The 21,723-nt window shown below is 63.8% G+C and carries 22 protein-coding genes; 5 read left to right on the forward strand and 17 right to left on the reverse strand.

Going from position 1 to position 21,723, the window contains the following annotated elements:
• Positions 1 to 61: 61 nt before the first annotated feature.
• Positions 62 to 388, reverse strand: a complete 327-nt coding sequence (locus tag H9K76_RS15155; protein ID WP_187596199.1) for a tetratricopeptide repeat protein — start codon at positions 386 to 388, stop codon at positions 62 to 64.
• Between the two features lie 105 nt (positions 389 to 493).
• Entirely contained in the window at positions 494 to 2,062 is a 1,569-nt protein-coding gene (locus H9K76_RS15160; RefSeq protein WP_187596200.1) for an aminotransferase-like domain-containing protein, read from the reverse strand.
• 207 nt (positions 2,063 to 2,269) lie between these two features.
• Here H9K76_RS15160 and H9K76_RS15165 point away from each other — a divergent pair, with 207 nt between their 5' ends.
• The 5 genes from H9K76_RS15165 to H9K76_RS15185 all read left to right on the forward strand — a co-directional run bounded on the left by H9K76_RS15165 (position 2,270) and on the right by H9K76_RS15185 (position 7,251).
• Positions 2,270 to 2,668, forward strand: a complete 399-nt coding sequence (locus H9K76_RS15165; protein WP_187596201.1) for a hypothetical protein — start codon at positions 2,270 to 2,272, stop codon at positions 2,666 to 2,668.
• A gap of 88 nt (positions 2,669 to 2,756) precedes the next feature.
• On the forward strand, positions 2,757 to 3,818 hold the full coding sequence (locus H9K76_RS15170) for an MBL fold metallo-hydrolase (RefSeq protein WP_187596202.1): 1,062 nt from the start codon (positions 2,757 to 2,759) through the stop codon (positions 3,816 to 3,818).
• Between the two features lie 136 nt (positions 3,819 to 3,954).
• On the forward strand, positions 3,955 to 4,944 hold the full coding sequence (locus H9K76_RS15175) for a hypothetical protein (RefSeq protein WP_187596203.1): 990 nt from the start codon (positions 3,955 to 3,957) through the stop codon (positions 4,942 to 4,944).
• 152 nt (positions 4,945 to 5,096) lie between these two features.
• A complete protein-coding gene (locus tag H9K76_RS15180) occupies positions 5,097 to 5,717 on the forward strand; it encodes a c-type cytochrome (protein WP_187596204.1) in 621 nt (206 codons plus the stop codon).
• Positions 5,718 to 5,745: 28 nt separating this feature from the next.
• A complete protein-coding gene (locus H9K76_RS15185; protein WP_187596205.1) occupies positions 5,746 to 7,251 on the forward strand; it encodes an FAD-binding oxidoreductase in 1,506 nt (501 codons plus the stop codon).
• An 11-nt stretch (positions 7,252 to 7,262) separates the two neighbouring features.
• On the opposite strand, the gene H9K76_RS15190 is transcribed toward H9K76_RS15185, so the two are convergent.
• The 15 genes from H9K76_RS15190 to tsf form a co-directional block, all read right to left on the reverse strand.
• Complete coding sequence (locus H9K76_RS15190) at positions 7,263 to 8,036, reverse strand: TrmH family RNA methyltransferase (RefSeq protein ID WP_187596206.1); 774 nt, start codon at positions 8,034 to 8,036, stop codon at positions 7,263 to 7,265.
• Between the two features lie 116 nt (positions 8,037 to 8,152).
• Complete coding sequence (gene rnhB / locus H9K76_RS15195) at positions 8,153 to 8,797, reverse strand: ribonuclease HII (protein WP_187596207.1); 645 nt, start codon at positions 8,795 to 8,797, stop codon at positions 8,153 to 8,155.
• Entirely contained in the window at positions 8,760 to 9,932 is a 1,173-nt protein-coding gene (lpxB, locus tag H9K76_RS15200; protein ID WP_187596208.1) for a lipid-A-disaccharide synthase, read from the reverse strand. The genes rnhB and lpxB overlap by 38 nt, the downstream gene beginning before the upstream one ends.
• A 41-nt stretch (positions 9,933 to 9,973) precedes the next feature.
• Positions 9,974 to 10,762 (reverse strand): acyl-ACP--UDP-N-acetylglucosamine O-acyltransferase, encoded by a 789-nt coding sequence (lpxA, locus tag H9K76_RS15205; protein WP_187596209.1) that lies wholly within the window; start codon positions 10,760 to 10,762, stop codon positions 9,974 to 9,976.
• 23 nt (positions 10,763 to 10,785) lie between these two features.
• On the reverse strand, positions 10,786 to 11,226 hold the full coding sequence (gene fabZ, locus H9K76_RS15210) for a 3-hydroxyacyl-ACP dehydratase FabZ (protein ID WP_187596210.1): 441 nt from the start codon (positions 11,224 to 11,226) through the stop codon (positions 10,786 to 10,788).
• 4 nt (positions 11,227 to 11,230) lie between these two features.
• The gene (gene lpxD, locus H9K76_RS15215) at positions 11,231 to 12,223 is read right to left on the reverse strand and encodes a UDP-3-O-(3-hydroxymyristoyl)glucosamine N-acyltransferase (protein WP_187596211.1); all 993 of its coding nucleotides are present in this window, start codon (positions 12,221 to 12,223) and stop codon (positions 11,231 to 11,233) included.
• Between the two features lie 37 nt (positions 12,224 to 12,260).
• Positions 12,261 to 12,782 (reverse strand): OmpH/Skp family outer membrane protein, encoded by a 522-nt coding sequence (locus H9K76_RS15220; protein WP_187596212.1) that lies wholly within the window; start codon positions 12,780 to 12,782, stop codon positions 12,261 to 12,263.
• On the reverse strand, positions 12,782 to 15,076 hold the full coding sequence (bamA, locus tag H9K76_RS15225; protein ID WP_187596213.1) for an outer membrane protein assembly factor BamA: 2,295 nt from the start codon (positions 15,074 to 15,076) through the stop codon (positions 12,782 to 12,784). The genes H9K76_RS15220 and bamA overlap by 1 nt, the downstream gene beginning before the upstream one ends.
• Before the next feature lie 42 nt (positions 15,077 to 15,118).
• Positions 15,119 to 16,495, reverse strand: coding sequence for an RIP metalloprotease RseP (rseP, locus tag H9K76_RS15230; protein ID WP_187596214.1), 1,377 nt, complete (start codon positions 16,493 to 16,495; stop codon positions 15,119 to 15,121).
• Positions 16,496 to 16,533: 38 nt separating this feature from the next.
• The gene (gene ispC / locus H9K76_RS15235; RefSeq protein ID WP_187596215.1) at positions 16,534 to 17,706 is read right to left on the reverse strand and encodes a 1-deoxy-D-xylulose-5-phosphate reductoisomerase; all 1,173 of its coding nucleotides are present in this window, start codon (positions 17,704 to 17,706) and stop codon (positions 16,534 to 16,536) included.
• Positions 17,703 to 18,557 carry a phosphatidate cytidylyltransferase gene (locus tag H9K76_RS15240; RefSeq protein WP_187596216.1) on the reverse strand — a complete coding sequence of 285 codons (855 nt, stop codon included), beginning with the start codon at positions 18,555 to 18,557 and terminating at the stop codon, positions 17,703 to 17,705. Before H9K76_RS15240 ends, ispC begins: the two co-directional genes overlap by 4 nt.
• A 30-nt stretch (positions 18,558 to 18,587) precedes the next feature.
• Positions 18,588 to 19,325, reverse strand: a complete 738-nt coding sequence (gene uppS, locus H9K76_RS15245; RefSeq protein WP_187596217.1) for a polyprenyl diphosphate synthase — start codon at positions 19,323 to 19,325, stop codon at positions 18,588 to 18,590.
• 30 nt (positions 19,326 to 19,355) lie between these two features.
• The gene (frr, locus tag H9K76_RS15250) at positions 19,356 to 19,916 is read right to left on the reverse strand and encodes a ribosome recycling factor (RefSeq protein WP_187596218.1); all 561 of its coding nucleotides are present in this window, start codon (positions 19,914 to 19,916) and stop codon (positions 19,356 to 19,358) included.
• Between the two features lie 45 nt (positions 19,917 to 19,961).
• Complete coding sequence (gene pyrH, locus H9K76_RS15255) at positions 19,962 to 20,684, reverse strand: UMP kinase (RefSeq protein WP_187596219.1); 723 nt, start codon at positions 20,682 to 20,684, stop codon at positions 19,962 to 19,964.
• Positions 20,685 to 20,759: 75 nt separating this feature from the next.
• Entirely contained in the window at positions 20,760 to 21,653 is an 894-nt protein-coding gene (tsf, locus tag H9K76_RS15260; RefSeq protein WP_187596220.1) for a translation elongation factor Ts, read from the reverse strand.
• Positions 21,654 to 21,723: the final 70 nt, after the last annotated feature.

The following is a 21,723-nucleotide window of genomic DNA, read 5'->3' on the forward strand; positions in this document are numbered from 1 at the left end:
CCAACAGGTAAAACTCACAGGAAGAGCGCAGCCTTCTGACGGTCGAGATGCACGCGCATGCTCACCCGCTTGCCTTGTCCAGCCTGCGAAGGAAGACCCCGAGCTCCTTGACCACCTGCGCATCGCCCCTGGCCTCGGCGCAGGCGAGGCCCGCGTCCCACGCCTTGCGTGCGGCAGGGAAGTCGCCGAGCTCAAGGCAGGCCTTGCCCAGAAACTTCCAGGCGACCGAATAGTTCGGATCGAGCTCCACCGCCCGCTCCAGATGCTCGCGTGCCTTGGTGAAATGCCCGGCATCGAAGTGGTTCTTGCCCAGGGTGAAGCGCAGCAGGCTCGTTTCCTTTCCGGAGGCAAGCATGGCTTCCAGGCGCGTGGTCATGTCGTCGTTCATGTCTTCGATTCCATTCATTCTGGGGAGAGGCAAGCATTGGAACCCAAGCCGCGCCGCAGGATGCAAATGCAAATGCGATGGGGCCTTCAAGGCGTGTTGACGATCTCAGCCCCGTGGTGGCAACCCCATTTGCGCATGCATCAACTGGCCCAGCACGCGGTAGGCGTCGTTGATTGCCTCGGTGAAGGGCATGCCGCACGACAGCCGCAGGAAGTGGCCGTAGGAACCGGTATTGGAAAACATGTCGCCCGGCGCGACGCGGATGCCCAGCGCCAGTGCCTCGTCGTAGAGCCGTGCCGTGCTGATGCTTTCGGGCAGTTCGATCCAGATACTCAGCCCCCCGCGCGGCAGACTCAGGCGCGAGCCGATGGGAAAGTAGCGCGCCACCGCCTGCGCCGCCTGCTCGCGCTGGCGATGCAGGCGATCACGCAGGCGCGCAAGATGCCGCATGTAGAACGGCGTGCCCACCGTGCGCGCGCCCAGCAGTTGCGGCCACAGCGGCATGTTGCGCGAACGCGTGAACTTGAGCATCTGCACCTTGTCATGCCAGCGGCCGCCGTTCATCCACCCCAGGCGCAGGCCCGGCGCAAAGCTCTTGGAGAGCGATGCGCAGTACACCACCGTCCCGTCGGTGTCCCATGCCTTGCAGGGACGGTGCACGCCAGGCTCCTCGACGAACTCGCGGTAGATGTCGTCCTCGATCAGCGCCACACCGCGCCTGGAGCACATGGCCACGATGCGCTCCTTGTGGCTGTCGGGCATGGTCGCGCCCTGCGGCATCTGCAGGTGCGGGACGACGATCACGGCCTTGAGTTCCGGATAGGTGCGCAGCGCGAGCTCCAGCGCTTCGGGCGACATGCCGGTGTGCGGGCTCGACGGAATCTCCAGGGAGCGCAGGCCGCGCGCCTCCACAGCCTGCACGATGCCATAGAAGGTGGGGGACTCGATGGCCACCATGTCGCCGGGCTGGGTGACGGTGTCCAGCATCAGGTTCACCGCTTCCGAGTTGCCGAGCGTGGCCGCCACCTGCATCGGCGGAATCTTCAGGCCGAAGGTGAGCGCATAGCGCGCCATGGCCGCCTGGAATTCGGGATGGGTGAACGGCGCGGAGGGGCCATGCACCAGCAGGTTGGGTTGCTCCTTGAGCAGCGCCACGGCCTGGCGGTTGAGAAAGGAGGCATCGAACAGTTCGGGCGCGGGCATGGCGCTGCCCAGATCGGCCTTGAACGTTCCCACGAGACGCGCCTTGTTGAGGTAGTCCGAGATACGGTCGCCGATGGACTCCAGCCCCTTGCCACGCGCATCGAAGGGCACCAGCTCGATCGGCTCGCGCGCAGCGGGCATGGCATGCGCCTGCGAGCGCACGAAGTAGCCGATGCGCGCCCTCGCCTCGATGAGTCCTCGGGATTCGAGCTCCCGCAGGATCTGCAGCGCCGTGGTGTGGCTCACCTCGTGGCGTTCACGGATCTCGCGCACCGAGGGCATGCGTTCCTGGGCCTGCAGAACGCCCGCATGGATCGCCTGCGCGTAGTGGTTGGCCCAGCGCTGGTAGAGGTGAAGGGAATGCTCCCCGCCCTGCCGCAGGTCTGCCGGGACCTCGGGCAGGTGCTCCGCTTCGACACCGATGCCGACACCGATGGCGCTGGTGGCATCCGCCAACAATCTGCTGTCCATGAAAACTCCGTTCTTTCGGGTGCCGGCCGATGTTGCCAGTCGCGGCATCAAGATAACAGATACAGCTCACTCAAAAAATGACCATAACAGAGGTTTGCCATCGGTGCTGTTCTGCCTCTTTGGGCGAAAGCGTGTGCCTGTGCCGGAACAGGCGCGCGACTTACGCTTCAGCCCATACCACCACGGCATCGAGAACTGGAAAAAACCATGGACTCCACCCTCCTCACCACACACACCCTCCGGCGCGGACAGCCTGGCATGCTGTGCATCTCCGACATCGACTCCCTGCTGTGCACCCAGGGCAGCATGAGCATCGAATGGGAGCAGGCCGGCATCACGTTCCAACACGTGCTCTATGGCGGCGGTGCGCCCTGGCAGCCCCACGGCGTCCCGCCCGGCACCTGGGTGCGCCTCTCCGTGCTGGGCACGCACAGCGCCACGCTGCGGGTGGAGCAAGGCGGAGCCACCCGGGAGGTGCAGGCGCAGGATGCGCAGGCGGGCGCGGCCCTTTCGTTGCTCCCGCGCGTGGCCCGCTGGATAGGCGCCACGCTGGGAGCCCTGCCCCGGCCCATCCCCTTTACAAAGAGAAACTCGCGCGCGGGTTGAACCCCTCGCCGCACAGACCCACCTGGAAGGGAGTACAACCAAGGTCCGCAACCAAGGCCTGCCAGCCACCTCGTTCGAGCTCATCAACATGCCTTCTTCTCCCTCGTTCGGCGACTACTCCGAATCGCCCCAGTTCAGCGGCGAGCGCTTTCGCAACATCACGCCACGCCCCGCCAATGCACCGCAGCCGGGCGCGAAGGTGATGTGGGACATGTTCTTCAACAAGCCGTCGAATGCCGTGCCTTCGGCGCCGATTCCCGTGCGCCGCATCACGCAGGCCGAGTTGCAGGCCGCCCCCGAGGGCAGCTTCTACCGACTGGGCCATTCCACGGTGCTCATGAGGCTGCACGGGGGCTGGTGGATCACCGATCCGGTCTTTGCCGAGCGCGCCTCGCCGCTGTCCTTTGCCGGCCCGAAGCGCTTCCATGCGCCGCCCCTGTCCATCGACGAGCTGCCTGCATTGCAGGGCGTGCTGCTCTCCCACGACCACTACGATCACCTGGACCGCGCGGCGGTACTGCGGCTTGCCGGCAAGGCACAGGTGTTTCTCTGCACGCTGGGGGTGGGCGACCGGCTCGTCGCCTGGGGCATCCCCCACGAGAAGGTGCAGCAATACGACTGGTGGCAAGGCACCGAAATCAACGGCCTGCGCTTCACAGCCACCCCGGCCCAGCATTTCTCAGGGCGCGGGCTGCGTGATGGAAACCGTACGCTCTGGGCCTCCTGGGTGATCGAGAGCGGCGAGCAGCGCATTTTCTTCAGCGGCGACACCGGTTATTTCTCGGGCTTTGCGGAGATCGGCAGGCACTTCGGCTCGTTCGACCTGACGCTCATGGAGACCGGTGCCTACAACGAGCACTGGCCCTATGTTCACATGCACCCGGAGCAGACCGTGCAGGCGCACATCGACCTGCGCGGACGCTGGCTGCTGCCGATTCACAACGGCACCTTCGACCTCTCCATGCATGCGTGGTGGGACCCGTTCGAGCGCGTGCTCGGACTCGGGCGCCAGCGCGGCGTGCAGGTCACGACACCGATGATGGGCGAGCGGCTCGACATCAATGCCCCGCACCCGGGCGAATCATGGTGGCGCGCGCTCATGCAGGAGCAGATGTCGGCGGACGGCAAATCTCTCCAGCCCACGGGCTGATACGGGCAGCCGGCCTCGAAACGGATGGCGGGTTGGTCGATTGCAAAAATGAGCAGGAATTGGATAGGCGGCCAAGCCAGGCTCTGTCACCATCGATTCACCAATCCACTGGAGACTCCCCGTCCAAAGGACTTTCATGAGCCAAACAGACATTTCGTGGGCCGCCCATCTGAGCACCCTGTCCGCCCATCACCGGAAGCATGGCGAGGCCCTCAAGCCCTTGGTGGCGCAAGCCGCCATGCACCATGCCGCAGGTGTTTCGGATTTCATTTTCCTGCCTGAACAGAACGGGCCTTCGCAGTTCGAGGATGCTGCGCAGATTTTCGATGCGGCCTTCGCGCAGATGCTTCTGCGCAAGCCACTTGCCACCGAAGAGACTCCCCTGCTGTTCGTGGGCTACCACGTCGCGACGCGATTCACCGGCTCACGCTTTGCACAGGGATTCCTGCTGTCCGATCAGGCCGTCTATGTGCAGGACGATTTCAGCGTTCTCAGCGACGCGCCCCTGCCCCAGGCCCACGCGCTGCCCCACAACGCCGAAACAGCCCCGGCGTTCGTGGAGCGACTGGTGCAGCGCTTCAAGGACAAGGCCATGTTTGCCAAGCTGGGCGGCACCAGTCCGGAGCAGGTCCTGGAACAGATCACGGTGCCGTTGCTGGCCGCGGTGCAGGCCGTGCTCGGCTATCACCGATTGAACGGAAGCCTCCAGGTGGCGGCAAGCGAGCCGATATCGCCCACCCAGTTTGTCGCCACTCATGGGCTCGGCAATACCCTGCTGCTCGGCAGCGATGCGTCGGCCTCCAAAAAGCTGGCCAAGGTGGCTGGCAAATTCCAGATTCCCGCAGGGGAGACCATCACCCTTGCACTTGCCGACTTCCCCTTCCTCGGTGGGGCATGGGGTACCGCGCTGACGGCACAGGCGTTGTACACGCGGGACCTGATGGAGAACCCGCTGCGCCTTCCCCTCGCCGATGTGGAGCCGGGTACCTTGCGCTACAGCGACGACGGCAAGGAGATGCGGGTGAACGGCAATACACCGCTGTTCTTTCCCAATCACATCAAGGCCGGTGTGCGCGATGAACTGCTGGAACTGCTGAGGCAGCAACTGGCCTTGCTGCGGCGATGAGATAGCTATGGGCGTGGGCATGTCAGGCAGTTCGCCTACAGCAAGGCCCATGTCCCATCCACACTGATGCGGTGAGTTTCCCATAGCATGGCGCTATGCGACACACTTTTGCCAATGCGGCCCTATCGCTGCCCCGCCCCCGCAGCGCACGCATGCGCTCCCTGGTTCTCGGGGGCCTGCTGCACGCATTGGCGTGGCCGACCCTGGCCGCACCGTCGGATGGCACCGGCATTCCGTTCGACGGGGCTGCCTACCCCAAGGGCGTGACGAAGGCTCCGGCCGTGGCAAGCCAGTGCCTGGCCTGCCATGGCCCCACCGGTATCAGTCAGATTCCGGAATGGCCGAACCTGGCCGGGCAAAGCAAGTCCTACCTCGCCGCACAGCTCAATGACTTCAAGTCGGGCAAGCGCGTGCACCCCATGATGCAGCCGGCCATCGCCGTGATCGACCGGCAGCAGATCCAGCCGCTGGCCGCATGGTTCAGCGCGCAGGCACCCTCCGTGCCCAAGCCGCCCTCAGCACAGCCCAGGGCGGTGCCCGCCACGGCGGCCACCTGCGTCGCCTGCCATGACACACGGGCCATGCCCGCCAATCCGAATCTGCGCGGCCAGAAGGCGCCCTATCTGCTTGAGCAATTGCGCGCCTTCAAGAACGGCCACCGCAAGAGCGAGACCATGGGGCCCATGGTGCAGGCGCTGAGCGACCGGGACATGGCCGATCTGGCCGAACATTTCAGCCAACTCGCCCCCGTCAAGACGGGAGCGGGCAAATAACAAAGATGAACTGAAAGGCTGGGATCACATGGCTGCCACATCTCGCAACACCCCTTCCGCGCTGCGGCGCGGCCTGCTCCAGGTCGCCGCGTTGATGGGTGCCGGAGCGCACGGCGCGCTCGCAATGGCGCGCGGCAAGACGCCAGACAAGAACACGCGTCCTGCTGGCCTTGCCAACTTCCAGGGTGAAGTGGTCACGCGCAGCGACTCACGCTATCTGGGATGGTTCTGGGCCATGTCCTGGTACCGCATCAAGCCCCACCGCTTTCCTTCCATGTTCGTGCAACCCACGAGCCGCGAGGATCTGCAACTGCTGTTGAAGTTTGCCAACGAAAGCGGGCAGCGCCTGGTCGCCCGCAGCTCGGGCCACAACATCTCCAATCCGGTGCTCGCGCAGGATGCGATCACGGTGGACATGTCGCTGTTCGACCATATCGAAGAGCTCGACACCGAGCAGAAATCTGTCTGGGCCGGCCCCGGGGTGCTCAGCGAGACATTGAACAAACAACTCTTTGCCAAGGGCTTCGCCTTTCCGTCCGCACACACGGGCTTCGTCACCATCGGCGGCTACCTGCTGGGCGGAGGCATGGGATGGAACATGCCGCAATGGGGCATGGGTTGCGGCTCGGTGCTGGCGGCCGAAGTGATGCTTGCCGACGGCAGGATCGTCACCACGTCGGAGATCGAGAACCCCGACCTGTTCTGGGCCATGCGCGGCGTGGGGCCGGGCTTCTTCGGCATCGTTCTGCGCTACAAGCTGCGCATTCATGAAGCCCCTGTCGTCGTCAAGAACACCTATTTCTACGCTATTGAACAGGTCGAGGAAGCGGTCGCGGAGTATCTCAAACTACTGCCGCAAAGCGCCAATCGCTCCGAGATACTCGGCGCTATCGGCAAATTCAACCCGCCGGGCACACCCAAGGGCAAGGAGGCCTGGCACTGGGTAGTGAACATCATGTCCTACGGTGCGACCAAGGAAGAAGCGCAGGCAGCGGCGAATGTGTTCACGCAGGCCCCGGCCATCAGCAAGCTCGCCAAAGCCCATACGGCAGGCAACGTGCCGCTGACCTACCTCGATCTGTACAGCCAGCTCAGCACCGACTTCTACAGCCAGTTCCGAACCAGCGAAATCGCGCTCTTCACAGAGGAGCCGGGCAAGGCCATCGCTTCGCTGGCGAAGACCCTGTCGGCCAAGGCGCTGGATCCACGTTCGTTCGGCTTCTCGGTGCTCGGCACCAACCCCACGGTACCCGAGCCCTGCAGCTTCACCTATGCCGCACCGCACTACCTGTCGTGGTATCTCATCGGCACAAGCAAGCAGGATGTCGCAAAAAACTACCAGCTCGCCGACGAACTGCATGCACAGCTCAAGCCGCTGGCCAAGGGCTACTACATCAACGAGATCGACCTCACGCGCTTTCCCTCGCTGGTGCGCGAATGCTTTTCAAACGGCAAATGGCTCAGGCTGCACCAGGCACGGGAGCACTACGACCCTCACAAGCGCTTCGTGAGCTACCTGGACGCGGGCAAGTGAACCGCACACCTTCAGCTGCGCGCCGCGCCGCTGGCATGCAGGCAGATGGCGGCAGCGGCGGCCACGTTGAGCGACTCCTCGCCTCCCGGCTGGGCAATGCGGATATGTGCTGAAGCATGCCTCTGCAGCGCCTCGGAAACGCCCTGCCCCTCATGCCCCATGAGCCATGCGCAAGGCCACGGAAGCGCTGCCCGGTGCAGAAAATCCCCCTGGTGGGAGCTGGTGGCGAGAAGCGGCACCTGCAGGCCCTCGATGTCCTCATTGCCCAGCCCCTCCACAAGCCGCAGCGCGAAATGGGCGCCCATGCCGGCCCGCAGCACCTTGGCGCTCCACAGCGCCGCCGTACCCTTGACGGCCGCAATCTGCGTGAATCCGAAGGCCGATGCAGTGCGCAGGATCGAGCCCACATTGCCGGCATCCTGCAGGCGGTCGAGCACCACCGTCGGTGCATGGGGATCCAGCCCGGCCGTGTTCGGCAACTCCATCACGAAGCCCATCTGGGCGGGCGACTCCAGCCCGCTGATGTCGCGCCACAGCACGTCGGCCATCAGCACGTTCCGCTCGGCCGCCTGCTTGAGATCCGAGGGTGCCTGCGGCCAGAAGGATTCCGCGAACACCGCGATCTGCGGCTTCATGGAGCGTACGAGTGCAGCACTGCACAGGTGGTCGCCCTCGAGCCAGACACGGCCCTGCTTGCGGTAGGCCGTGCTGTCCTGCGACAGGCGGCGCAGGTCCTTGACCAGGGTGTTCTCTCGGGATTGGATCAACAGGGGAGCAGCGGCCATGACTCGAGCACCAACAAAAAAGCAAACACAACAACACACCGTCGACGGGAAGGCTTCCCTCCCCCTCGGCTTTCATCGGACGCGGCCAGAGGCTGGCTCGGCGCCCCAAGCTTACGTCAAACGGTTTCTCTCTTCATCTGGCAGGCCTGGGCCACGGGGGCAAAGCTGCGACGGTGCTCGGGACAGGCGCCGTGCTCGCGCAAGGCCGCCAGGTGCACGGCCGTGCCATATCCCTTGTGTGCATCGAACCCATAGTGGGGATACTGCAGATGCAGTTGCTCGCACCAGCGATCACGCGTGACCTTGGCAAGAATCGATGCGGCGGAAATCGCCTGCACCAGCGCATCGCCCTTGACGATGGCCTCCGCGGGCACGTCGAGCTGCGGCAGGCGATTGCCATCGATCAGCACGCGCACGGGCTTCAGGCGCAGGCCCATCACCGCCCGGCGCATGGCCAGCATGGTGGCCTGCAGGATGTTGAATTCATCGATCTCCTGCACCGACGCCTCTGCAATGCAGAAGCACAATGCCTTGGCACGGATCTCGTCATAGAGCTTCTCGCGCCTGGCGGCCGTCAGCACCTTGGAATCGGCAAGGCCCGCGATCGGATGCATGTCATCCAGGATGACGGCGGCCGTCACCACGGGCCCGGCAAGCGGGCCACGTCCTGCTTCATCCACTCCCGCGACAAGACCTGGTGGATGCCAGTCAAAGCTGGCCTGTTCAGCCTTTGGTGTCGGCAAGGATTTTTTCGATCGCATCTGCGGCCAGTTTTGGAGTATCGCGCAGCAGGCTCTCGTGAAGCTCTGTGAAGCGCTTTTCAAGCGTATGGATCCTGTCGGGCTGCCGGGAATAGGCATCCAGCCACTGCGCCACGGCCGCGGCCAGCGCCTCGGGCGTGGCGGCATCCTGGAGCAGTTCGGGCACGACGAAGTCACCGCAAAGAATGTTGGGCAGCCCCACCCAGGGCTGCAGCTGCTTGCGCTTCATGAGGCGCCAGCTGATGGGGTGCATGTGATACGAGATCACCATGGGGCGCTTGTAGAGCGCCGCTTCCAGCGTGGCCGTGCCGCTGGCGATGAGGGTGCAGTCGCATGCCGCAAGCACGGCATGCGACTGTCCGGTGACGATCCGCACGCGATCGGCAATGCCGCACTCGCGCGCCATGGCCTCGATCTTCTCGCGCTGCCGGGGCACTGCCGGCACGACCACCTGCAGCGCGGGGCGCGACTGCAGCAGGATGGCCACCGCATCGAAAAACGGCCTGGCGATGAACTTCACCTCGGCCGAGCGGCTGCCCGGCAGCACGGCGAGCACCTGGTCATCTGCGTTGAGGCCCAGTTGCGCACGCGCAGCGAGCTTGTCCGGTTGCATCGGAATCACGCGCGCAAGCGGGTGGCCCACATAGGTCGCGGAAATGCCATGGCGGGCCAGCAATTCGGGCTCGAACGGGAAGATGCACAGCACATGGTCGGCACTCGCGCGAATCGTGTCGACGCGGTCGGCGCGCCACGCCCAGATGGACGGACAGACGAAATGCACGGTCTTGATGCCGGCCTCGCGCAGCTTGCCTTCGAGTCCGAGGTTGAAATCGGGTGCATCAACGCCGATGAAGATGCTGGGCGGGGATGCGATCAGTTTCTCGCGCAGTTGCCTCCGCACCTTGAGCAGGCCCAGCAGCTTCTGCACCAGCTCCAGGCTGTAGCCGTGCACCGCCAGCCGCTCGCTCTGCCACCAGGCATCGAACCCGCGCTCCTGCATCTGCGGACCGCCGATGCCGAAGGACCGCACGTCGGGCCACTTCTCGCGCAGGCCGTCGAGCAGCAGCCCAGCAAGCAAATCGCCGGAGGTTTCTCCGGCGACCATGGCGACCTGGGGGCTGTTGTGTGCAGGCATTCGTGGGCTCGGCGACAAGAGCGTGCTCTCTCTTGCTGCGGTCAGCGGGCGATACCGCGCTGCGAGGCTGCCACGAAATCGCGCAGCTGCGAGATGTCGGCGGCGGCGTGGGGGTGCTCTTCGATCAGGGCGCTCATCGCCGCGATCGATGCCTCGAGCGTGAGGCCCTGCCGGTACAGCACCCGGTAGGCCTGCTTGATCGCCGTGATGCGCTCGGCCGAAAAGCCGCGGCGGCGCAGGCCTTCCACGTTCAGGCCGCGCACGGCCAGCGGATTGCCGTCCACCATCATGAAGGGCGGGACGTCCTGCGAGATATGGCTGGCGAAGCCGGCCATCGCATGGGCGCCGATGCGTGAGAACTGGTGAACGCCGGTCAGGCCGCCGACGATCACCCAGTCCCCCAGCTGCACATGGCCGGCGAGCGTGGCGTTGTTTGCCAGGATAGTCTGGTTGCCCACCACGCAGTCGTGCGCGATGTGGACGTAGGCCATGATCCAGTTGTCGTCACCGATGCTGGTCACGCCCCGGTCCTGCACCGTTCCCAGATTGAAGGTGCAGAACTCGCGGATCGTGTTGCGGTGGCCGATTTCAAGACGCGTGGGCTCGCCCGCGTACTTCTTGTCCTGGGGCACGCCGCCAAGGGATGCGAACTGGAAGATCCTGTTGTCTTCGCCAATGCTGGTGTGGCCTTCGATGACGCAATGCGGGCCGATGCTGGTGCGGGCCGCGATGCGGACATGCGGGCCGATGACGGCATAGGGCCCCACCGTCACCGTGCTGTCAACGTGTGCAGCAGGATCGACGATGGCCGTGGGATGGATGTTGGACACGAACCGGAGGCTCCGCAAAAAGGTCAGGCCACCGTACGCATGGTGCACATGATCTCGGCTTCGCAGGCAACGCTGTCGCCCACGCGGGCCACGCCCTTGAACTTGTAGATGCCGCCCTTGATGCGGTCGAGATCGATTTCGAGAATGAGCTGGTCGCCCGGTTCGACAGGACGCTTGAAGCGCGCGCCGTCGATGCCCACGAAGTAGAACACCTTGTCGTCGCCTGGGGCCTCGCCCATCATGTCGAACGACAGCAGGCCGGCAGCCTGCGCCAGTGCCTCGAGCATCAGCACGCCGGGCATGACCGGGCGGGCCGGGAAGTGGCCGGTGAAAAATGGCTCGTTGATGGTGACGTTCTTGATCGCCTGAATGTGCTTGCCGCGCTCGAGCTCAACCACGCGATCCACCAGAAGGAACGGATAGCGATGTGGAAGCAGCTTGAGGATTTGGTGAATGTCCATCATGTTTTCAGCGGTCTGACCCGTCGTTTTTGATTGTTTGTTCAAGAGCCTTGACCCGCTCGCGCAGCTTGTAGAGCTGCCTGAGCGTGGCCGCATTCTTTTCCCAGCTCGCATTGTCGTCGAACGGGAATACTCCTGTGTAGTGACCCGCCTGGGGAATCGAGCGCATGACCACGGTGTTCGTGGAGATGTGCACATTGTCGGCGATCGTGAGATGGCCGATGATCGATGCGGCACCCGCGATCATGCAGTGCGCCCCGATCCGCGTGCTGCCCGCGACCGCCGTGCAGCCCGCCATCGCGGTATGGTGTCCGATATGCACGTTGTGGGCGATCTGGATGAGGTTGTCCAGCTTCACGCTGTCCTCGATCACGGTATCTTCGAGCGCCCCGCGGTCAATGCAGGTATTGGCGCCGATCTCCACATCGTTGCCGATGCGCACCGCGCCCAGCTGCTCGATCTTCACCCAGTCGCCCTTGTCAGGCGCAAAGCCGAAGCCGTCCGCGCCGATCACGACGCCTGGATGGAGGATGCAGCGCTCGCCGATGGTGCAGCGCTCGCCGACATTCACCCGGGCCTTGAGCACCGTATGCGCACCGATGCGTGCGCCCCGCTCCACCACGCAGAGCGGCCCGATGTAGGCCGAGGGATCGACGAAGGCCTCGGGATCGACCACGGCACTCGGATGGATGCCTTGCTGCACGCCGCCCGCATGCGCACGTTTCCACAGCTGGGTGAGACGGGCGAAGTAAACGTAGGGATCGGGCGTGACGATGCACGCACCGCGCGCCAGCGCAACCTCCCGCATCGCGGGCGCCACAATGACGCAGGCCGCCCGGGAGGCGGCCAGTTGACTCTGGTAGCGCGGGTTGTTCAGAAAGGCCAGATCTCCCGGGCCTGCCGTCTCAAGGGGAGCGATGCGGAGGATCTCTGCCTCCCCACTGCCTCCCTCAAGACTTCCGCCCAGTTCATCGATGATCTTTCCAAGACGCAAGCTCACGCAATATCCGTCGCTACCAAATTGAGTCAGGCAAGAATCACTTGCCGCCGTTGGCCGAGTTCATGGCCTTGATCACCTTGTCGGTGATGTCCAGCTTCGGGTTGATGTACACGGCTTCCTGGAGGATGACGTCGTACTTCTCCGATTCAGCCACTTGCTTGACGACCTTGTTGGCACGGTCCAGCACGGTGGCCAGTTCTTCGCTCTTGCGCGAGCTCAGGTCTTCCTGGAACTCACGGCGCTTGCGCTGGAAGTCGCGGTCCTGGTCGGCCAGTGCACGCTGCTTGGAGGCGCGCTGGCTTTCGGCCATGGTGGGCGCTTCACGCTCGAACTTCTCGGTGGCAGCCTTCAGGGAATTGCCCAGATCGACCAGCTCTTTTTCACGCTTGGAAAACTCTTGCTCAAGCTTGGCCTGAGCGGCCTTGGCGGAGTTGGCTTCACGGAAAACGCGATCGGTGTTGACGAAGCCGGCCTTGAATTCCTGGGCTTGCGCAGGCACTGCAGCAGCCAGGCTACCCAACAGGACGACCAAGGGAATGTGACGGGAAAGGGATGTCATTAGAAAGATGTTCCGATCTGGAATTGCAGTTTCTGGATTCTATCGCCGGCAAACTTGCGTACCGGCTGTGCGAAGGCAAGACGCAGTGGACCAAGAGGGGAAATCCAGCTCAACCCCAGACCTGTCGACACGCGCATTTCACTCAACTCCCAATTTTCTTTTTCACCATACACATTGCCGGCATCGACGAAGCCGAAGATGCGCAGCGTACGGTCATTGCCTGCGCCCGGGAATGGCGCAATCAATTCAGCATTCAGCGTGAGCTTCTTGGGGCCGCCCAGCACGGAGCCCGTCACGTCACGAGGACCGAGCGTGCCTTGATCGAAGCCGCGCACCGATCCCAGACCACCCGAGTAAAAATTCTTGAACACAGGGAACGGCTGGCCATTCAGGCCCTTGCCCCAACCCACTTCGCCGTTGAAGGCCAGCGTGAACTTCTTGTTCAGCGGCACGTACTGCTGATACTGGTAGTTCGCCTTCACATAGCGGGCGTCACCCGCCAGCGACATCTCGGAGTTCAGACGCTGGTAACGGCCCGAATTCGGCGCCAGGGCGCTGTCGCGGCTGTCACGGCCCCAGCCGATGGTCAGGGGAATCGCGAAGCTGCTGGCACCGTATTCCTGGATGTAGGCCAGGTAGGCAGCAGGAATGTTCGTGCCTTCCTTGATGCGGGTGTTTTCCAGGCCCGCGCCGAAGAAGACGGTGTCGATCTCGCTGAACGGAATACCGAAGCGCACGCTGCCGCCGGCCGTGATCAGCTGGTAGTCACCACCCATGTCGGCGTATGGCTTGGCAGTACGGTAGTACAGGTCGAGCGTGCGCGAAATGCCGTCCTTGGTGAAGTACGGGTCGGTGGTGCTGAACACCAGCGTGCGGTGGTACTTGCTGGTGTTGACGTCGATACCCAGGTAGTTGCCCGAACCGAACACGTTTTCCTGCTTGATACCGAATGACAGCGACACCTTTTCGGCGCTGGAGAAACCCGCACCCAGCGTCAGCGAGCCCGTCGGCTTTTCCTTCACGTTCACCGTGAGGTCGACCTGATCGGGTGCATTGGGCACTTCCTGTGTCTCGACATCGACTTCGGTGAAGAAGCCCAGGCGGTCGACGCGATCGCGCGAGAGCTTGATCTTGTCCGAGTCATACCACGAGGATTCGAACTGGCGGAACTCGCGGCGGATGACTTCGTCACGCGTGCGGTTGTTGCCGCTCACGCTGATGCGGCGCACGTAGGCACGGCGGGAAGGTTCGGCGCGCAGCGTGAGCGTGACGCGGTCGTTCTCGTGGTCGATCTCGGGAACGGCCTCGACCTTGGCGAAGGCGAAGCCGAAGTTGCCGAAGTGATCGGTGAAGGCCTTGGTGGTCTCCGCGACCTTGTCGGCGTTGTAGGGCTCGCCCGGACGGATCGTGACCATGGACTTGAATTCATCATCACGGTCGAGATAGTTGCCGTCGAGCTTGACGGCTTGCACCACGTAGGGGCTGCCTTCCGTGACATTCACGGTGATGGTGATGTCCTGCTTGTCGGGCGAGATTGCCACCTGCGTGGAGTCGATGCGGAATTCGAGATAGCCGCGCGACAGGTAGTACGAGCGCAGGGTTTCCAGGTCGGCATTGAGCTTGGCGCGCGAGTAGCGGTTGGACTTGGTGTACCAGCTCAGCCAGCCGCCGGTGTCCTGGTCGAGCTGGTCCTTGAGCGTGGATTCGCTGAACGCCTTGTTGCCGACGATGCGGATGTCCTTGATCTTCGCGGGCTCGCCTTCCACCACCGTAAAGGTGAGGTTCACGCGGTTGCGCTCGATCGGAGTGACCGTGGTCACCACGTTCACCCCGTACATGCTCTTGTTGATGTACTGACGCTTGAGTTCCTGCTCCGCGCGGTCCGCCAGGGCCTTGTCGAACGGACGGCCTTCGGTCAGGCCCACGTCGCGCATGGCCTTCTTGAGGGTGTCGCCGTCGAATTCCTTGGTGCCGGAAAACTCCACATCGGCAATCGTCGGGCGCTCCTCGACGACCACCACCAGCACGTTGCCGGCGGCCTCGAGGCGGACATCCTTGAACAGGCCCAGTGCGAACAGCGCACGAATGGCTGCCGCGCCCTTCTCGTCGGTGTACTCGTCACCCACACGCAGTGGCAGCGACGCGAAGATGGTGCCTGGCTCCACACGCTGCAGACCCTCGACGCGGATATCCTGCACGCGGAACGGATCCAATGCCCAAGCCTGAGCCGCCAGAACCATGGCTGCGACTGCCGTAGCGGTACGCATGCCCAAGCGATTGAATTGTTTTTTCATGTGTGAATCGAAGCCAGCACCGCAGCACCAGTGGCAAAAGGTTTAGCCAAAAAGCCGGGTTACATACCGGGTAACATCATTGAACAGGGCGATGGACATCATGACCATGAGCACCGCGACACCGCCGCGCTGCAGTCTATCCATCCAGACGTCGGAGATTCCGCGCCCTGTTACGCCTTCCCAAAGATAATACATCAGGTGCCCACCATCCAGAACGGGCAAAGGCAACAGGTTCAGTACGCCAAGGCTCACGCTGATCAGCGCCATGAAGATCAGGTATTGCGTGAGTCCCATGCTGGCGGACTTTCCGGCGTAATCCGCAATGGTGAGCGGCCCGCTCAGATTCTTCACGGACGCCTGCCCTATCAGCATGCGGCCCATCATGCGCAGCGTGAGCGCGGACACCTCCCAGGTGCGCTGCACGCCCTTCCAGATGCCTTCTGCGAAGCCGTAGTGCACGGTCACGAGCGCAGGCGCTTCGCCCACGAAAGCGCCGATACGACCAAAGGAACCATTTTCATCCTGCAACACTTCTGGCGTCACGGCAAGCTCGACCAGCTTACCCTCGCGCTCGACCAGCCAATCCTGGGTGAGCGGCTGGCCATCCTTCGCCGAATGACGGATCAGCTCCCGCAGCTGCTGGGCATCGACCACCTGCACCGCGCCGACGCGATGCACGAGGTCACCCTGCCTCAGGCCCGAGCGTGCGGCGGCGCTGTCCGGCACCAACTCTCCCAGCACCGGCTTGGTCCAGGGACTCAGGATACCGATCTTGCGGAACAGTTCCAGGTCGGCATCGGTGGCGTTCAACGCAGCGAGGCCCAGCGTGATCTCGCGCGGCTCTGCGCCCGGGCGGCTCTGGATGCTCAAGCGCGCATCACTGCCATCCAGTGCGCCGCGCGTGAGCAGCCAGCGTACGTCCTCGAAGGATTGCACGGGCTCGATCTCGTCTTCTCCGAGCGCAGCGCCGACTACCAGTTCGCCACCCTTGAGACCCGCGCGATCGGCCACGGAGCCGGCCACGGGATGGGCGAGAAGCGGCTTGGCCTCTTCCACGCCGGTCCAGTTGACCACCGAGTACAGGATCACCGCCAGCAGCAGGTTGGCCAGCGGGCCGGCCGCGACGATCGCGGCGCGCGACCTGAGCGGCTGGGTGTTGAAGGCAAGATGGCGCTCCTCGGGCGCCACGGGAGCCTCGCGCTCATCGAGCATGCGCACGTAGCCTCCCAGCGGAAATGCCGCCAGGACGAATTCGGTGGGCGAGCCCTTCCTCTGCCAGCGCAGCAACGGCTTGCCAAAACCCACGGAGAAGCGAAGCACCTTCACGCCACACGCGACGGCCACGCGGTAGTGGCCGTACTCGTGCACGGCGATCAGGACGCCGAGCGCCACCACGAAGGCAACGATGGTCAGCAGCATGAGAACATCTCCCGAAATGAAGCGGATCGACCGGGCTGTCAGATCCTGGCGACCGCCTCCTGGGCGGCTGCGCGGGTTTGCGCGTCAAGCGCCAGGAGAGCCTGCAGCGAATCCGGGTTGGACGGTATCACACGCTCCAAAGTTTCCAGATTGATACGATGAATTTGATCGAAGCGGATCTGCCCGGACAGGAAAGCCGCCACGGCCACCTCGTTGGCCGCATTCAGCACGGCCGTCGTGCCCGATGGAGCGCGCAGCGCCTGCCATGACAGGTGCAGACCGGGGAAGCGCACCGCGTCGGCCTCCTCGAAGGTGAGCGCCGCCAGTTGCCCGAAGTCGAGCCGGGGTGTACCGCTTTCGATGCGCTCCGGCCAGGCAAGGCCCACGGCGATCGGCACCCGCATGTCGGGGGTACCCAGTTGCGCGATGATGGAGGCGTCCACGAACTGCACCATCGAATGGATGATCTGCTGCGGATGGATCACCACCTTGATCTGCTCGGGAGCGAGATTGAACAGCCAGCGCGCCTCGATCACCTCGAGCGCCTTGTTCATCATCGTGGCCGAATCGATGGAAATCTTGCGGCCCATGGCGAAGTTCGGATGGGCGCAGGCCTGATCGGGCGTCACGTCCCTGAGCGTCTTCGGGTCGCGCGTGCGGAATGGACCGCCCGAGGCCGTCAGCAGGATGTGGTCGACGCGACGGGCCCAGGTGGATGCATCCTCGGGCAGGCTCTGGAAGATGGCCGAGTGCTCGCTGTCGATGGGCAGCAGCGTCGCGCCGCCCTGCTTCACCGCATGCATGAAGACCTCGCCACCCACGACGATGGCCTCCTTGTTCGCCAGCAGCAGGCGCTTGCCAGCCCGCGCCGCCGCCATGCAGGACGCCAGCCCGGCCGCGCCGACGATGGCGGCCATGACAGCATCGACCTCGGGGTGCGCGGCAATCAACTCCAGCGCATCGGCCGACTGCAGAACTTCGGTCGCGATTCCGTTGGCCTTGAGCCTGTCTGCCAGTTCCTTCGCATGCGGGGCGCTTGCCATCACCGCGTAGCGCGGCTTGAACTGCGCACACTGCGCGAGCATCAGCTCGACGCGCGTGGACGCGCTCAGCGCAAAGACTTCATAGTGGTCGAGGTGGCGAGCCACCACGTCGAGCGTGTTGGTACCGATGGAGCCCGTGGAGCCCAGAACGGTCAGACGTTGTTTCATGCAGCAGCGAAATGAGTGAGCATCATGGCGAGCGGCAACGTGGGCAGGAGCGCATCGATGCGGTCGAGCACGCCGCCATGGCCGGGCAGCAGGTTGCTGCTGTCCTTCATGCCGGCGCTTCGCTTGACCAGCGACTCGACCAGATCACCCACGACGCTCATCGCCGCCATGAAGACCACGCCCAGCAACAGGAGCCAGTAGCCCTTGGCCGCAAGGCGCGAATAGAAACTGGCCACCGTTGCCTGACTGGAGGCATCGAGTGCAACCCAGACAATGGCCAATACGGCGACACCCGCCATGCCGCCCCAGACACCCTCCCAGCTCTTGCCGGGACTGATGGCGGGCGCCAGCTTGTTTCTTGTGAACTTCAGGCCGAAGGCACGGCCCGCGAAATAGGCAAAGATGTCCGCCGCCCAGACAAGGGCCAGGATCGACAGCAGATAGTTGACACCCACCTGGCGCGCCTGCACCACGGCAAGCCATGTCACCCAGAGGGCGAGCACGCCGCCCACAAGGCGTACGGAACGGGCAATCTTCGGCCAGCCCGCCACGCCGCCGCGCAGCAGGAAGGCACCGCCCAGCACCCAGCAGGCGCCGGCAAGGGTCCAGAGGGAGGCGAGCGGGGCCTGTATCCAGCCGAACTGCCAGCTCGCACCGCACATCGCAAGGCACACGGCGCCGGTGGCGACGGCACCCGTGCCGCCCAGGCCGTTCAGGCGTCCCCATTCCCATGCGCCGGCGGCCACCAGGACGAGCAGCACGATGGTGAAGGGCACGGTGTTCGCATGGAACAGCGCCGGCAGCAGGATGGCCAGCAGCACCAGGGCAGTTATGACACGTTGTTTGAGCATCCGTCAGCCCTCCGTCGGTCGATTGCGGGATCAGGTCTGCACGGAGGCGGACCGCGATGATTTCTGCACCTGCGCCGAGGTCTTCCCGAAGCGGCGTTCGCGCGAGGCGTATGCAGCGATCGCCTCGTCCAGCGCAGCCTCATCGAACTCGGGCCAGAGACGGTCGCTGAAGACCAGCTCGGAGTATGCGCATTGCCACAGCAGGAAGTTGCTGATGCGCATCTCGCCACCGGTGCGGATCAGCAGATCCGGATCGGCCACATGCGACAGCGCCATGGCGCGGTCAAGGCCGGCTTCCGTGATCGGCTCGCCGCGTTCGGCAAGCGCCGCGGCTGCCTGCGCGATGTCCCAGCGGCCACCATAGTTGAAGCATACGTTCAGGACAAGCCGTGTGTTGCCCGCGGTGATGGCTTCGGCCTGCTGCAGGCCGGCACGTACCTTCTCGGAGAGGCTCGCCTTGTCGCCCACGAAGTGCAGTTGCACGCCGTCCTTGTGGAGATCGGGCACCTCGCGTGCCAGCGCCTTGGCCAGCAGGTCCATGAGCCCCGAAACCTCATCCGCCGGGCGGTTCCAGTTCTCGGAGGAAAAGGCGAACACGGTGAGCACGCCCACGCCACGTTCGGCGCAGGCACGGGCGCAGCGGCGCAGCGAATCGACGCCCTGCTTGTGGCCCGCAAGGCGCGGCAGCAGGCGGCGTGTGGCCCAGCGACCATTGCCATCCATGACGATGGCGATGTGGTGCGGAACCGCACTCGATGATGAATTCATGGACAGGGGAAAATCAGGTTCCGACGCGCGTCAGATCGCCAGGATTTCCTGTTCCTTGGCGGCCACGAGCACGTCGATGTCGGCAATGTGCTTGTCGGTGAGCTTCTGGATCTCGGCTTCCGAACGCTTCTGATCGTCTTCGGAGGCTTCCTTGTCCTTGACCAGCTTCTTCACACCTTCGTTGGCGTCGCGACGCAGGTTGCGGATCGCGATCTTGGAATTCTCGCCCTCGGTGCGCGCAAGCTTGGTCATCTCCTTGCGGCGCTCCTCGCTCATCGGAGGCATGGGGACGCGGATCAGGTCGCCCATGGACGCCGGATTCAGGCCCAGGTCGCTCTCGCGGATGGCCTTCTCGATCTTTGCGCCCATGTTCTTTTCCCAGGGCTGCACGCTGATCGTGCGGGCATCCAGCAGAGACACATTGGCCACCTGCGACAGCGGCACCATGGAGCCGTAGTACTCGACATGGATGGTGTCCAGCAGCTGCGGGTTGGCACGGCCGGTGCGGACCTTGGAGAGATTGTTCTTGAGAGCCTCGATGGACTGGTCCATCTTGGTCTGGGTGGTTTTCTTGATATCGGCAATGGTCATATGGTTCTCCTCAGCGGGGCGCGGATCACGAAGGCTGAAAAACCCTCAAGCGTACACCAGTGTGCCTTCGTCTTCACCCATGACCACACGCTTGAGTGCGCCGGGCTTCACGATCGAGAACACGCGGATCGGCAGGCGCTGGTCGCGGCACAGCGCGAATGCGGTCGCGTCCATGATGCCGAGATTGCGCGTGATGGCCTCGTCGAAAGTGAGCTGGGAATAACGGGTCGCGGTGGGATCCTTGGCCGGATCGGCGGTATACACGCCATCCACCTTGGTGGCCTTGAGCACCAGCTCGGCGCCGATCTCGGCGCCACGCAACGCGGCCGCGGTATCGGTCGTGAAGAAGGGATTGCCCGTGCCAGCCGCAAACACCACCACCTTGCCCTCTTCGAGGTACTGCAGTGCCTTGGGGCGCACGTAGGGCTCGACCACCTGCTCGATGCCGATCGCGGACATCACGCGGGCCGTGAGGCCCTGCTTGTCCATGGCATCGGCAAGCGCCAGCGCGTTCATCACGGTCGCCAGCATGCCCATGTAGTCCGCCGTGGCGCGATCCATGCCGACAGAACCGCCAGCCACGCCACGGAAGATGTTTCCGCCGCCGATCACCACCGCCACCTCCACGCCCAGGCGTGTGATGTCGGCGATTTCTTCCACCATGCGCACGATGGTCGCGCGGTTGATGCCGAACTGATCATCCCCCATCAGCGCCTCACCAGACAGCTTGAGCAAAATGCGCTTGTGGGCTGGTTTGGCGAGGGTCATGAGTGGTTCTCCGTTAGGCAACAAAAAAATGAAAGAAATAAATGTGATCGGTCAGGGACGCTGCGTCTGAAGAAATCAGGCGCCGGCCTTTGCAGCAGCCACCTGGGCAGCCACTTCGGCAGCGAAGTCGTCAGCCTTCTTCTCGATGCCTTCGCCCACGACGTACATCGTGAACGCCTTGATCGTGGTGTTGGCGGCCTTGAGCATCTGCTCCACGGTCTGCTTGCCGTCGGCAGCCTTCACGAAGACCTGGTTGTACAGCGACACTTCCTTGAGGTACTTCTGCACCGCACCGTCCACCATCTTGGCGGCGATGTCTGCAGGCTTGCCGGACTCTTCGGCCTTGGCGGCAGCCACGGAGCGTTCCTTCTCGATCAGGTCGGCAGGCACGTCGGCGGACGACAGGGCCACAGGCTTCATGGCGGCGATGTGCATTGCCACGTCCTTGGCGGCTACTGCGTCACCGTCGAACTCGACGACCACGCCGATGCGGGTGCCGTGCAGGTACACAGCCAGGTTCGAGCCGTCGAAACGCTTGAAGCGGCGGAACGACATGTTTTCGCCGATCTTGCCGATCAGGCCCTTGCGCACGTCTTCCAGGGTCGGGCCGAAACCGTCTTGCTCGTAGGCCAGGGCGGACAGGGCTGCCACGTCGGCGGGGTTCTTCTCGGCGATCAGCTTGGCGGCCGCGTTCGACATGGCGATGAAGCTGTCGTTCTTGGACACGAAGTCGGTTTCGCTGTTCACTTCGATCATCGCGCCGGTGTTGCCGTTCACGAATGCAGTGATCACGCCTTCGGCAGCGATACGCGAAGCGGCCTTGCCGGCCTTGGTGCCGAGCTTGACGCGCAGCAGCTCTTCAGCCTTGGCCATGTCGCCGTCGGCTTCGGTCAGAGCCTTCTTGCACTCCATCATCGGTGCATCGGTCTTTGCGCGCAGTTCAGCAACCATGCTTGCGGTAATTGCCATCGTATTTCTCCAGTTCAGTTCAGTTCGTTACGGATTGCAGGCTAAAAAAAAGGGGGCTCATGTGAGGCCC

The sequence above is a fragment of the Diaphorobacter ruginosibacter genome, from assembly GCF_014395975.1.
GTDB lineage: Bacteria > Pseudomonadota > Gammaproteobacteria > Burkholderiales > Burkholderiaceae_C > Diaphorobacter_A > Diaphorobacter_A ruginosibacter.

Excerpts from the sequence above, each read along its gene's own strand:
- H9K76_RS15155 (WP_187596199.1), bottom strand. The coding sequence starts at position 388 with ATGAACGACGACATGACCACGCGCCTGGAAGCCATGCTTGCCTCCGGA.
- H9K76_RS15160 (WP_187596200.1), bottom strand. The coding sequence starts at position 2,062 with ATGGACAGCAGATTGTTGGCGGATGCCACCAGCGCCATCGGTGTCGGC.
- H9K76_RS15165 (WP_187596201.1), top strand. The coding sequence starts at position 2,270 with ATGGACTCCACCCTCCTCACCACACACACCCTCCGGCGCGGACAGCCT.
- H9K76_RS15170 (WP_187596202.1), top strand. The coding sequence starts at position 2,757 with ATGCCTTCTTCTCCCTCGTTCGGCGACTACTCCGAATCGCCCCAGTTC.
- H9K76_RS15175 (WP_187596203.1), top strand. The coding sequence starts at position 3,955 with ATGAGCCAAACAGACATTTCGTGGGCCGCCCATCTGAGCACCCTGTCC.
- H9K76_RS15180 (WP_187596204.1), top strand. The coding sequence starts at position 5,097 with ATGCGCTCCCTGGTTCTCGGGGGCCTGCTGCACGCATTGGCGTGGCCG.
- H9K76_RS15185 (WP_187596205.1), top strand. The coding sequence starts at position 5,746 with ATGGCTGCCACATCTCGCAACACCCCTTCCGCGCTGCGGCGCGGCCTG.
- H9K76_RS15190 (WP_187596206.1), bottom strand. The coding sequence starts at position 8,036 with ATGGCCGCTGCTCCCCTGTTGATCCAATCCCGAGAGAACACCCTGGTC.
- rnhB (WP_187596207.1), bottom strand. The coding sequence starts at position 8,797 with ATGCGATCGAAAAAATCCTTGCCGACACCAAAGGCTGAACAGGCCAGC.
- lpxB (WP_187596208.1), bottom strand. The coding sequence starts at position 9,932 with ATGCCTGCACACAACAGCCCCCAGGTCGCCATGGTCGCCGGAGAAACC.
- fabZ (WP_187596210.1), bottom strand. The coding sequence starts at position 11,226 with ATGATGGACATTCACCAAATCCTCAAGCTGCTTCCACATCGCTATCCG.
- H9K76_RS15220 (WP_187596212.1), bottom strand. The coding sequence starts at position 12,782 with ATGACATCCCTTTCCCGTCACATTCCCTTGGTCGTCCTGTTGGGTAGC.
- bamA (WP_187596213.1), bottom strand. The coding sequence starts at position 15,076 with ATGAAAAAACAATTCAATCGCTTGGGCATGCGTACCGCTACGGCAGTC.
- rseP (WP_187596214.1), bottom strand. The coding sequence starts at position 16,495 with ATGCTGCTGACCATCGTTGCCTTCGTGGTGGCGCTCGGCGTCCTGATC.
- ispC (WP_187596215.1), bottom strand. The coding sequence starts at position 17,706 with ATGAAACAACGTCTGACCGTTCTGGGCTCCACGGGCTCCATCGGTACC.
- H9K76_RS15240 (WP_187596216.1), bottom strand. The coding sequence starts at position 18,557 with ATGCTCAAACAACGTGTCATAACTGCCCTGGTGCTGCTGGCCATCCTG.
- uppS (WP_187596217.1), bottom strand. The coding sequence starts at position 19,325 with ATGAATTCATCATCGAGTGCGGTTCCGCACCACATCGCCATCGTCATG.
- frr (WP_187596218.1), bottom strand. The coding sequence starts at position 19,916 with ATGACCATTGCCGATATCAAGAAAACCACCCAGACCAAGATGGACCAG.
- pyrH (WP_187596219.1), bottom strand. The coding sequence starts at position 20,684 with ATGACCCTCGCCAAACCAGCCCACAAGCGCATTTTGCTCAAGCTGTCT.
- tsf (WP_187596220.1), bottom strand. The coding sequence starts at position 21,653 with ATGGCAATTACCGCAAGCATGGTTGCTGAACTGCGCGCAAAGACCGAT.